Raw genomic sequence first — 11,697 nt, forward strand, 5'->3', positions numbered from 1 at the left:
GTTTTGTCTCGAAAAATGTCATGATAAAAGGACTAATTTTTGTAGCTTTGCTCTCCTTTTCGGCCTTTGGGTCGGTACAGGCGCAAAAACTAGGGTATGTTGACTCGGAGTTTATCACCAGCAAGATGCCCGCGTATCAGAAAGCGCTGACGGAGATTGACCAGTTCGCCGAAAAGTGGTCGAAGGATATTCAGGATAAATATTCGGAGATCGATAAATTGCAAAAGACGTATCAGGCCGAGGAAATCCTGCTGACGGAGGACATGAAGCGGGAGCGGTTGCGGATCATCAGCGAAAAGGAGCGTGAGGCCCGGGAGTATAACAACAAGGTATTCGGCTACGAAGGCCTGCTGTTTCAGAAGAAGAAAGAACTGATGAAACCTGTGACCGAAACGGTGATGCGGGCCATCGACAAGGTAGCGGCTCAGAAACGGCTGGACATGGTGCTGGATAAAGCCAGCGAAGGTGTTGTAATGCTCTACACCAATCCGAAGCATGATTACACGGACTATGTTATGGAGGAGTTGGGGTTGACGGCTGACTTAAAAGCGAAAAATACAACCGCTCCGGCCGAAGCTCCCGGTACAAATTCTTCGGAAGAGCGATTAAACCCGGCGGGCAATTCAAGATCTAATGCAACAAGTAAACCATCAAAACAACCAAAATAATACGATTAGAATGAAAAACAAACTCATTGCACTGGCAGTAACCCTGCTATTAGGAGGAAGCCAGGTGTGGGCACAGGCGCAACAACCGGCCACGACAGCGGCTCCGGTAGCATCTGTGAAGATCGGTTACACGAACATGGAATATATCCTGCAAAATATGCCGGAATTCAAGGATATTCAAAACCAGCTTACCATTCAACGGACGCAGTTGGAGAAAAACTATGGTGATATGACCAAAGAGTTTCAGGATAAGCTGGGCGCTTACGAAAAAGGCCAGGCGCAGATGTCTGATGTAATCAAAGCGGATAAAGAGAAAGAACTTCAGGGGTTGCAACAACGGATTCAGGAGTTTCAGGCAAACTCATCGACTCAGTTGCAGACCAAATACAACCAGCTGGTGAATCCGGTGATGCAGAAGATTCAGACGAATATTGATGCGGTAGCCAAAGAGAGCGGTTTCACCTTCGTTTTCAATCTGGATGCTGGTTCGGGTACCATCCCCGTACTGCTGTATGCTCCGGAAGAAAATGATGTTACCAACCTGGTGTTCAAAAAAATGGGTGTAGCGATTCCGTCGAAGCAACCGGCTGCTCAAACGACGCAACAGCCTACCAACACGAATGCTGCGAAACCGGCTCCGAAGAAGAATTAAGAAACAAATGGATGTACGGAGAGCCGCTCACTTTTGGGCGGCTTTTTGTCTTTTTACGAGGTACGGCTTTAACAGGTAGGAAATAAGCCGTAAACTTTATCCGGTTTAAATGCAACTCAGAATCGTATTATAACAAGTGAGCCTAATAAAATAGCCTGTTTTCGGCTTACATAAAATCTATCTAGTATTTTTGCGTTACACTTTAAAACCATCAGTAACAGATTCCTCATGTTGCAAAAAATAGGGAGTATAGTTGCTATATTAGTACTATTTACCAGACTAAGCAGCTTTGGACAGGAAAGTAAACCTCTTCAAATAATCCTACCGAACCAGGTGGATCGTCTGAATACGACCTGGAATTCGGTGGCCGAAGGCCAATTAATCGAATTTACGCTAAGAGCGGCAGGTGGTAAATCCGACACATTGACCTATGCCATCAAACAAGGGCAGATGGAAGGCATGACGCTGGATTCACTAGGCAATTTCCGGTGGACACCCGGTTTTGATATTGCCGACCGCATCAATACCACCAAATCCATTCCGGTTATTTTTGAGATTCGGAATAAAGAAGGCGAAACAGCAACCCAGTCGGTTGACTTTAAGGTGCAGCACGTAAACCGGGCGCCTGTTGTGGGCGATTTACGTCCCTTCTACGTTCGGAACAAAACGCAGAACGTATACAAAATTGACGCGGCCGCCATTCGGGACGAAGACAACGATCCAGTCGTATTTATTCCCATGCCGGATAAGTTGCCGGAAGGGGCCAAGATGACGGCACAGGGAGAAATAACCTGGCAGCCGTCTCTGAATCAGTTTCATCAGCTTAAGAACAGCAAGGGAGATTATATTGAATTCTGGGTGGAAGATCAGCCTGCCAAATCACGTACCAAAGGCCGGTTAAAGCTGGAAGTTACGCAGATGGATATACCCCCCGAAATTACGATGGTTCCTGAGGTATCGCGGATTCGGATCAAGGAAAATGCGACCGTCAACCTGAAATTTTATTTAGCCGATCCCAACGGCGACGACGATATCAAGACCTTTGACTTTTTGTCGGAAAGTCAGGATGTACCCAAGAGTTCGTTGCGGAAAAATGCGGAAACGAATTATGAGTTCATCTGGAATCCGGGCTACAACTTTGTGAAAGATCCCTACGATTCACTGGCGTTTCAGATCGTGTTTTTCGTGCTGGATCAGGGCCAGAACCGGGCCGAGCGGAAAATTAATTTCACGGTATACAATGCCGAAAATGAAGATGAGAAGGATCGCTACCTCTACACCCAATACCGCCAGTCGCTGGTAACGGCCTGGAACCTGCTGACGCAATTGGGTGAAAAGGAAGAAGAACTCAAGAAAAGTTACCGGAAAGCCAAAACCGGAAAGCGGAATCGGTCGGTTGCCAACGCTGGACTCGGAGCGGTTACCGGTGTTACCCCGGCCATCGTAGCCAATAACCAGAATACCAAAATACAAACCAATATGCGGTATGTATCGGCGGTAGGCGGGACGGCCGTGCTGACAATGGGAACACTCGAAGCGACGGAAGTTATTGGTAAATCGATGAAAGACCTGCTCGACCGTTTCAACTACGTCATGAGTAAAAAAAGTGAGTTGCAGAACAAAGGCGATGTTTTTGCCCGCGAGTTTGCCCTCAAGGCCACCCGGCGAAATCCGGATTTTGTCAAGAAGCTTGATGATTTTCGGGCGGCTATGAGCCTCTCGGGTTTAGTGGCGCTGGAACTGGATGCTGCCTGGCAGAGTAAGACCGAGGCCAATGACAAAGCACTCAAGCGTATGTTTAAAGATTTCTCACCTATGGAAGAGGGGCAAACCAGCAGTCGTCAGCCAACGCACCGGCAATAACGGGTTACGGTGCGGCAGGTGTCCTGAATTCCAAAATAAAGCCCGGCTTGCAGCTTGCAAGCCGGGCTTTATTTTGAGGTCAATAAGCCTTAAAAAACGCCTTTTGACAATTAGCGGGTACGTTCATCGTCTGCCCCGTGATCCGGCTGACTGGCTCGCGGTTCGTCGGAGGGAACCGGGTCCGGATCTTTCTCCGCGTTCGTTTGCGTGGAAGGGGTGTTTTCGAACTCATCGACGGGCAGGACCGAAGCGTTTTCGGGCGATGGGTCTTCGGGTAAAAAGCCGTCTTCGTCCTGCTGATCGTGGAAAAACCGACGCTGAAAGAACAGAATAATACAAACGCCGACAAAGATGCAGGAGTCCGCAATATTAAAAATCGGGGTGGAGTAATACTGACCGCCCCAAACCGGTACCCAATCCGGCAAAAAGCCTTCCCAGACATCCACAAAAATCATATCAATTACCTGACCGTGAAACCAGGGCGTTGTAGAGCCATAGGGAGCGTTGTCAAGGAAAACGCCGTAGAAGGTGCTGTCAATGACGTTGCCAACCGCTCCGGCCAGAATCATTGACATTGCCCAGAGCAAACCATTGGGAGCACCCCGGTGGGCCAGATGCACCAGATACCAGCCAATACCGCCCATAGCAACCAGACGAAACAGGCTAAGCAGCAATTTGCCGTATTCGTGGCCTAACTGCATTCCAAAAGCCATGCCCGGATTCAAAACATAGTGTAACTTAAGCCAATCGCCGACGAGCCGAATCTGGCCGGCAAATCCCGGCTCCATATTGAAGTGTACCAACAATTTAACCGCCTGATCCAGCGCGATCAATACCAGACTCAACACAAAGAACTTCAGCGGACTTTTCTTTACCATGATTTATAACGTAAATCACCCGGTTGGTCAGACTTGGTAGCAGCCAGCCGGGTGAAGGTTTTTGGAGTAAAACTCCTGAATTCGGCGAATCTACTTATTTTGGCAGTTTTTCCGACGTTGCAGCTCCTTTTTTACCAGAAGATACTCGCGGCTGCTCTGACCGGCAATCGACTTGTTTTCGGCAGCCCGGCGGAACAGATACGGCATGACAGCTTCAACCGGACCATACGGGACATATTTGGCGACATTATAACCGGCATTGGCCAAGTTATAGGAGATGTTGTCGCTCATCCCCAGCAACTGAGCAAACCAGATGTGCGGATCATTAGGCGCAAGCCGTAACTCCTGCATATGGCTGATGCAATACTGGCAGCTATATTCGTTGTGCGTTCCCAGGCAGATCGATACGATATCCCGGTTGGCCATGCAGAAATCAACGGCTTCGTTAAAGTCCCGGTCGGTTTCTGCCTTGGTATGATGAATAGGGTCGAGGTATTCACCTTCGTAGGCCCGGATGCGTTCTTTCTCAAGATAGGCTCCCCGAACCAGCTTGGCACCCAGCAGATACCCTTTGTTACGGGCGGTCTGGACACTTTTTTTCAGATTACCCAGGCTATCGGAACGGTACAGCTGGTAGGTATTGTAAACAATACACTGCTGACGGTTGTAACGATCCATCATGGTGTAGGCAAGCGCATCAATGGTGTCCTGAATCCAGCTTTCTTCGGCATCAATAAAGATTCGGATACTGCGTTCGCTGGCCCGGCGGCAAAGCGCATCAACCCGCTGCTGAACCCGCTCGTAGGCTTCCTGCTCGGCATCGGTTAGCGTGTCACCGGCCTGCACTTTTTCCAGTAATTCGGTAGAAGCAATGCCGGTAACTTTGAAAACACAGAACGGAATATCGTTGGACTCACTGGCCCGTTCGATAGTCCGCAGAATTTCCAGTACGGTTTCGTCGTAGGAGGTTTCGCTCCCTTCTCCTTCAACGGAATAATCCAAAATGGTGCCAACGTGACCGTCGTGCAGTTTCTGGATCGTTTTTTCACAATCACGTATGGTCTCTCCCCCGCAGAACTGCTCGAAAATCGTACTCTTAATGAGTTTTTTTACGGGAAGTTTGAGGTTCAATGCCAGTTTGATAAAAAAAGTACCTAAATTTACCAGCCAACCCCGGTTCATCAACGCAAATAACCAGTACGTTTTGAATAATTTCTTGTTGGACTGGGAAGAAAAGGCAATCGACGTGTCTTCAAACGATACGGCCTTGGATACAGTGGCCCGTTGAACGATCGTTGGCATAGAAGATGGACTTCGGTTTGACATAATTACTGTCTGATGCACCAACTTGAGGTCCGAAAGTTAAAATTTGTTTCCGGTATTCCTAACACTGATCGGTAAACTTGTTTTAGCCTCGTTTTGTTGTCAGCGCAAAAGGGATGTAAAGTTAACGGAAAAACGGTTGTATCTACAGTTAGTATACTAAAAAAATTTAATAAAAGTTTCCGATAGAGTAATAGAAGTAATCACAAGAATAGAGTACCAGTATGAAGCCAAGTTTAGAAGTCCTGCCGCTCAATAGCTGGGTAGAGACGAACGGAAAACCGCTCATCATTTCAGGCCCATGCAGTGCCGAAACCGAAGAGCAATTAGTGGAAACGGCCCGCCAATTGAGCCAGTTGGGCGCCGTTCATGTCATTCGGGCTGGTGTATGGAAACCCCGTACGCGCCCCGGTAGCTTTGAAGGCATGGGAAAAGCCGCTCTGCCGTGGATTCAGCGCGCCAAAGCCGAAACCGGTCTGCCGTTTGCGGTGGAAGTAGCGACTCCCGAGCACATCGAACTGGCCCTGAAATACGGTGTTGACATTCTGTGGGTAGGTGCCCGCACAACCGTAAACCCGTTTAACGTCCAGGAGATTGCCGATGCACTGCGGGGCGTTGACGTACCCGTTCTGGTGAAGAACCCGGTTAATCCGGATCTGGCCCTCTGGATCGGCGCGTTTGAGCGGATTGCGGGTGCCGGTATCACCAAACTAGGTGCTATTCACCGCGGCTTTTCAACGGGCGAGGCTTCTAAATACCGTAATGTGCCGCTGTGGCAAATGGCCATCGAGCTGAAATCAACCTTCCCAAATCTGCCCATCATCGGCGACCCGAGCCACATGGCCGGCAAGCGGGCGTATTTGCAGGAACTGGCGCAGATGCAGATGGACCTCAACTACGACGGTCTGATCGTTGAGTCACACATTGATCCGGATAATGCCTGGAGCGATGCAGCTCAGCAGTTGACCCCGGCGGCTTTCGGCGAAATGCTGGAGCACCTGCACATTCGGAAAGCGGATTCGCCAAACCTGGAGTTCCAGAACGCCCTTGAGCAGATTCGCAGCAAAATCGACAATGTTGACCGGCAACTGGTTGAAACCCTGGCGGCCCGGATGGCGTTGGTTGAAAAACTGGCTGAATACAAGCGCGACAACAACGTAACCGTCTTCCAGCCCGAACGTTGGAAAGAAGTACACGAAACCCGCGCAAAACAAGGCAAGAAAATGGGCCTGTATCCGGAACTGGTGGAAGAGATCTTCAAGATCATTCACATGGAATCCATCCGGAAGCAAACGGAAGTAATGAACAGCAACGAGCAAAGTGCCTGATTGCTGAAATAAACAATAAGTTAAAAAGAGGAAAGGTGTCGCCAGGATGCCTTTCCTCTTTTTTTGCGCTCATTTCAGCGTAACGGTTACCGTTGAACGGTTATAGGCCCCAAAACAGCCCAGCCCACCCTGGATGTTGCCCGGAATGGGTACCGGCTCGGCAAAGGGATTGTCCTCAATTTCGAGCTGTTGAGCGAGTGCCTGGTGGTAGCGAAAATAGTCGTTGTTTACATGGAGTAAGCTGGCCGTAAGCACAAACGGTCTGCTGAAGAAGACGGGAAAGAAGTGCTTGTCGGACGGAATGGAAGCGCCCATGTATCCCTTGGCGGATGTCATGGGTCCGTTTGGGCTATCCTCATCGGTGTAAATCGCCTGAGAACCTTCACCGGTTATAAACTGAACCGGTTGACGAACGGTTTCAATGGGCGAACACGTCAGACAAGGGTATGTAATTACCCCATTGGTTTGGTAATAATTACTTTGGTTGGGAAGATCGGTCCAGTAGTAACGCGTGAAAAATCGTTTCTTTATTTCGTTGTTTTCGATCACCCGTTCCGAATCCAGTTGTGCCCGTTGCAACCGGGCCGGATCCGGTACCGTCGTTTGCGCCTGTAGCAATCGGCCGTCCCGTGTTTTAATCTTTAGCTGATAGGTTTTTCCGGCCTGAATCGGAAAGTCTTCAGGATCAGCCCGGTAATACTGGAGATCGGAATCATACTTCAGGACAATGGAGCGTGTACCATTCTCCAGCATTACCGTGGCACTGGTAATGTTTAGCCCATTCACCGGTTCGTCGTCCAGGATCGGGCGCGAGCGGGTTATTTTAGCCGCCAAAACGGTATCCTGGGGTGCAATAAAGCAGGCCACGATTAGCTTAACCGGTTGGTCGGCCAGTTGTTGAGGTTCCACCTCCTGCCGAAGGCTCTGACAGGAGAAAAACAGAAGAGCACCAAACAGAAAGCTGAATCGTCTCATGAACTGAAATTAAAAGGCTATTGTGTAACTAACCGACGGAACCACCGGGAACAGCGAATACTTATACAACACGCTTTTCGAATGTTTACCCGGCCCCTGGCTTTTCCCTTCCAGTGAATAATAATAAGGATTTCGCCGGTTATACAGGTTGTAAACGCCAACTTCCCAGGTACGGGCGTAGTGTTTTCGCTGTTTGAAAAAACGGGCGCCCACATCCAGTCGGTGGTAAGGCTCGGCCCGGAAACCGTTACGACCGCTGTACTCCTTCACGTTGGGGCCATTGCCGAACAATTGCTGCAACGGTTTTCCCGTACCAACGGGGTAAGTCGGGCGGTTTTCGTAGCCCGTGAACCGGGAGATCGGCAGGGTTAGCGCCTGACCCGTGCCATACACCCAGGTCCAGGATAGTGTAATCCCGGGTTTGATTTCATAGATACCCACGACGGAAGCATCGTGTCGGCGGTCGTAACGGGGATTAAATTTGGCGCCCCCGTTCAGGCTCGGAAATTGCCACCAGGTCCAGGAAAGGGTGTAGCCAATCCAGCCCGAAAGCCGTCCGGTTTTCTTTTGCAGAAAAAATTCGCTGCCGTAGGACCAGCCCCGGCCCGTTGTAATGTTATTTTCCCAAGGGGTCGGGCTGGCTGCTTTCGACGTTTCGGTGCTCAGAAAGCTGGTTCCTTCCGCATAGCTGATGGTATTTTCCAGCCGTTTATAATAGCCTTCCAGCGTCAGCGTCAAACTTCGCCGGGGGTTGGTAGGATGGATAAAATCTTTGGCCAGCCCGACGGCGAACTGCTGAGCCTGCTGGGGTTTGATGCGTTCGGTCGTTGGAACCCACAAATCGGCGGGCAGGCCCATTCCGTTGTTCGACAGCAGGTGCGCATACTGATTCATCAGTGCGTAGGATGCCTTGATGGCCGTAGAGCTGTCGATCTGGAAAGCTGCCGACAACCGCGGTTCGGCCCGGAAATACTGAACGGGGCGGCCGTTTTTAGGCGCTAGACCCATGAGCAGACCGATAATCGGGATAGGAAAGTTGGTTTGGTCCATCGCCTTGCCGTCGGTTGCCAATTGGCCAGTCTGGAGCATCAGAAAATGGCTGAGTCGGAAACCAGCGTTCAAACGCCAGCGGGAAGCGGGATGCCAGGTATCTTCGCCGTACAGACCGGATTCCAGCGCATCAATAAATACACCGGGCGAGGTCGGCTCCCGGTCGCCCGCTGTCACCACGGCACCGGGCGTAAAGCGGTGTTGCGTGGTCTGGAGGCCAAACCGGATCTGATGGTTGGTCGGGTAAAATTCAACGGCGTACTTCAGGGAAAGATCCCGAATGCCGGACCGATACCGGAGGGAATACCGCAGTCCGTTGGTGTCAAGCTCGGCTCTTCCTTCGTTGGCGACATTTAGACGGTATTGATTGTAAATAAGCGAAACGTTGAACAGGACCTGATCCGAAACAACGCGATTCCAGCGGAGCGTGGCGGTAGAATTTCGCCAGTTCAGACTGCCCTGCAACGGATTGCCGTTCGACCCCTGGTTGTTCAGAAAGGCATCACGCCCCCAGTAGCCGCTTAGAAAAAGCTTATCTTTCCGGCCGAGCGTGTAGTTCAGGCGGCCATTCAGGTCGTAAAAATAGGTGTTACTCTGCACCGACTGCGATTGGGCAGAAGGCGTAAGCAGGTTGCTGAGCAGGTCAACATAGGTCCGGCGGCCCGCGATCAGAAACGTTGCGGGCGATTTACCTGCTTTCTTTTTTCCGAGCGGTCCTTCCAGCAACAGCCGTGACGAAATAAGACCTACACTGGCTTCTCCGGCCAGTTTTTCCGAATTTCCCTCCCGGGTATTGACCTCAATCACGGAGGAAAGCCGTCCGCCAAATCGCGCCGGAAAACCGCCTTTGGTCAGTTCGATGTTTCGAACGGTACTACCATTAAATGCCGAAAAAAAGCCCAGCAAATGCCCGGAGTTGTAAATAACGGCATCGTCAAGGAGGATTAAATTCTGGTCGGGGCCACCGCCCCGCACGTAAATGCCGGTACTTCCCTCGGAGCCTTTCTGTACACCCGGTAACAGTTGCAGGACCCGCAGGACGTCTTTTTCGCCCAGCAGGGCCGGAATCTTTGCAATCTCTTCAGCCGAGACCGCAATCTGACTCATCTGGGCACTTTCTGCCGCCCGCTCCGGTGTTGCGCGAACATTCAATTCTTCCAGAACCTGCCCAATGGGCAACGCAATCTCCAGTTCCTGATCGTTTTGAAACGGAATGGTTTTCTGAACGGTCTGATAACCCACGTGCGAGAATACCAGCGTCAGACTGTCCTGGGCGGGCAACGCCAGTGAAAAGGAACCCCGGGCATTTGTCGTAGTACCTAGCATTTTTTCGGGTACATAGACATGTACGCCGGCGAGCGCGGTGCCGCGACCCTCTTCCGAAACCTTTCCACGGACGGTATACTGTGTCTGACTCCAGCCACAAAAACCGGAAAGGAGAAGGCATAGCATCGTAACCAGATGTTTCATAGAGACGGACTGTCGTGGATGGGCGGGAACTAAAGTAATTAATTATCAGTCGTAAATTGTGAATTTTATATCATACGGCCCAATAAAAATTGTTATTATACGGTAATCTGGCTATCATACAGATTATTCCTTTTATTTTCCAAACCTCCCTGGTTTCGCAGCCACCATTCAGGGGACAATCAAATCGATTGTAGTAGAACCGCGCCGGAAGATTTTCATATGTCAGAATTCGCTGTAATGGTCATTTTTTATCAACCCGAGCGGTTTTTTCATTGTGCTCAATTGGTGTTTTAACAGGCTGATAGTCAGTGTTATTTTCCGTCCGGGTTGACCGAAAAGGCGTAGATGCAAACGCGGCTACCCGTGCCAGCGTACGCAACCGGTAGTTGAGCGGAACCAGCGCCGACAACGAATGAGAACGCGCGGAGCTGGATGATCACGTTACATAGTATACGGCTGGCTGTTTCGGGATAGAGCTGCCAGTAATTGCGACTCTTCGGCCTGTTCCGGCACAGAAAACCGTTATAGGCGAACTTCCATCGTCGAACGGTTGTAGGCTGCAAAACAGCCCAGTCCGCCCTGAATGTTCGACGGCATCAGAATCGGTTCGGCAAACGGGTTTCCCTGCGATTGACGCTGTTGCTGACGCGCCCGATGGTATCGGTAATAATTTTCGTCGGTCTGTAAAACGGAAAGGCGCAGGGTTAACGGTTTGGTATAGAAATGACTCCCCGAATACGTCTGCTGGGTTGTGCTGTCGTAGTAAGCATAATCGAAAAACCGGGGTACCTCGCCCCGCGCCGAAACGAGCCGTTGCCCGTCCTGATTCCGGTCGGAAATGAATTGTTCCAGCCGTCCGAAACCGATGATGCCCCGGGTCAGTACCTTCGGGGTGGTCGAATCAATGTGCGCAGTTCCGGTTGGCGGAATCCGGCTCAGACACTCCCCGTAACCGACTACCCGATAAAAATTTGTTTCGCCCGCCGGGTCCTGCCACACCACCCGCACCCCGTACGTCCAGGTGAGTTCGATGCCTGAGTCGGTATAATTCCGCGTCGAGTCGAGTTTTAACTCTGCTACCGGAACGGCTTGGGGCACGGTGCAGGAACTGGTTACGGTTTCGAAACCCGGTGCGTCAACCTGTACGGTATAGGTTTTTCCGGCCTGAATCGGAAACCGGCGGGCGTCGGCCAGATACGCCCGTTCGGCTGGATCGTAGGCTAAGGTGATGGCTTTCCCTTCGCTGCGGATCGTGACCGTGGCTTCCCCAACCGTATTGACCGAATCGCCCACAATGTCGCCCAGAACCGTCTGGGAGCTGGAAACCGATACGGCCAAAACCGTATCCTGGGGCGACAGATAACCATTAACAACCAGTTTACGGTCCATTTGGGGCAGCCGGGATGGATCAATTTCGGTGACCAGATTCTGGCAGGCCATCGTCCCGAATACAAGCAGTACCGACAGAAGTATTGAACGAATTACCATAA

Annotated in this window: 9 protein-coding genes; 4 read left to right on the forward strand and 5 right to left on the reverse strand. The window is 50.9% G+C overall.

Features of this window, described 5'->3' with window-relative positions:
- Positions 1-20: 20 nt before the first annotated feature.
- The 3 genes from LX87_RS03080 (at position 21) to LX87_RS03090 (ending at position 3,183) form a co-directional block, all read left to right on the forward strand.
- Entirely contained in the window at positions 21-668 is a 648-nt protein-coding gene (locus LX87_RS03080; protein WP_111627461.1) for an OmpH/Skp family outer membrane protein, read from the forward strand.
- 10 nt (positions 669-678) lie between these two features.
- Positions 679-1,320, forward strand: coding sequence for an OmpH/Skp family outer membrane protein (locus tag LX87_RS03085; protein WP_111626691.1), 642 nt, complete (start codon positions 679-681; stop codon positions 1,318-1,320).
- A 228-nt stretch (positions 1,321-1,548) separates the two neighbouring features.
- Entirely contained in the window at positions 1,549-3,183 is a 1,635-nt protein-coding gene (locus LX87_RS03090; RefSeq protein WP_111626692.1) for a hypothetical protein, read from the forward strand.
- A gap of 110 nt (positions 3,184-3,293) precedes the next feature.
- On the opposite strand, the gene LX87_RS03095 is transcribed toward LX87_RS03090, so the two are convergent.
- Both LX87_RS03095 and LX87_RS03100 read right to left on the reverse strand, forming a co-directional pair.
- Positions 3,294-4,061, reverse strand: coding sequence for a lipoprotein signal peptidase (locus LX87_RS03095; protein WP_111626693.1), 768 nt, complete (start codon positions 4,059-4,061; stop codon positions 3,294-3,296).
- A gap of 90 nt (positions 4,062-4,151) precedes the next feature.
- Positions 4,152-5,363 carry a proline dehydrogenase family protein gene (locus tag LX87_RS03100; protein WP_229310531.1) on the reverse strand — a complete coding sequence of 404 codons (1,212 nt, stop codon included), beginning with the start codon at positions 5,361-5,363 and terminating at the stop codon, positions 4,152-4,154.
- Between the two features lie 245 nt (positions 5,364-5,608).
- On the opposite strand from LX87_RS03100, the gene LX87_RS03105 reads away from it, so the two are divergent.
- Complete coding sequence (locus LX87_RS03105) at positions 5,609-6,712, forward strand: chorismate mutase (RefSeq protein ID WP_111626695.1); 1,104 nt, start codon at positions 5,609-5,611, stop codon at positions 6,710-6,712.
- Positions 6,713-6,781: 69 nt separating this feature from the next.
- Here LX87_RS03105 and LX87_RS03110 read toward each other — a convergent pair whose 3' ends face one another.
- The 3 genes from LX87_RS03110 to LX87_RS03120 form a co-directional block, all read right to left on the reverse strand.
- Entirely contained in the window at positions 6,782-7,687 is a 906-nt protein-coding gene (locus LX87_RS03110) for a DUF4249 domain-containing protein (protein ID WP_111626696.1), read from the reverse strand.
- Between the two features lie 9 nt (positions 7,688-7,696).
- Positions 7,697-10,207, reverse strand: coding sequence for a TonB-dependent receptor (locus LX87_RS03115; RefSeq protein ID WP_310587880.1), 2,511 nt, complete (start codon positions 10,205-10,207; stop codon positions 7,697-7,699).
- Positions 10,208-10,729: 522 nt separating this feature from the next.
- Positions 10,730-11,695 (reverse strand): DUF4249 domain-containing protein, encoded by a 966-nt coding sequence (locus tag LX87_RS03120; RefSeq protein WP_111626698.1) that lies wholly within the window; start codon positions 11,693-11,695, stop codon positions 10,730-10,732.
- Positions 11,696-11,697 lie beyond the last annotated feature (2 nt).

The sequence above is a fragment of the Larkinella arboricola genome (assembly GCF_003259745.1).
Classification (GTDB): Bacteria; Bacteroidota; Bacteroidia; order Cytophagales; family Spirosomataceae; genus Larkinella; species Larkinella arboricola.

Bases quoted from the DNA above. Each gene is read 5' to 3' on its own strand.
- LX87_RS03100 (WP_229310531.1), bottom strand. From the start codon at position 5,363: ATGCCAACGATCGTTCAACGGGCCACTGTATCCAAGGCCGTATCGTTT.
- LX87_RS03110 (WP_111626696.1), bottom strand. From the start codon at position 7,687: ATGAGACGATTCAGCTTTCTGTTTGGTGCTCTTCTGTTTTTCTCCTGT.
- LX87_RS03120 (WP_111626698.1), bottom strand. From the start codon at position 11,695: ATGGTAATTCGTTCAATACTTCTGTCGGTACTGCTTGTATTCGGGACG.
- LX87_RS03105 (WP_111626695.1), top strand. From the start codon at position 5,609: ATGAAGCCAAGTTTAGAAGTCCTGCCGCTCAATAGCTGGGTAGAGACG.
- LX87_RS03080 (WP_111627461.1), top strand. From the start codon at position 21: ATGATAAAAGGACTAATTTTTGTAGCTTTGCTCTCCTTTTCGGCCTTT.
- LX87_RS03085 (WP_111626691.1), top strand. From the start codon at position 679: ATGAAAAACAAACTCATTGCACTGGCAGTAACCCTGCTATTAGGAGGA.
- LX87_RS03090 (WP_111626692.1), top strand. From the start codon at position 1,549: ATGTTGCAAAAAATAGGGAGTATAGTTGCTATATTAGTACTATTTACC.
- LX87_RS03095 (WP_111626693.1), bottom strand. From the start codon at position 4,061: ATGGTAAAGAAAAGTCCGCTGAAGTTCTTTGTGTTGAGTCTGGTATTG.
- LX87_RS03115 (WP_310587880.1), bottom strand. From the start codon at position 10,207: ATGAAACATCTGGTTACGATGCTATGCCTTCTCCTTTCCGGTTTTTGT.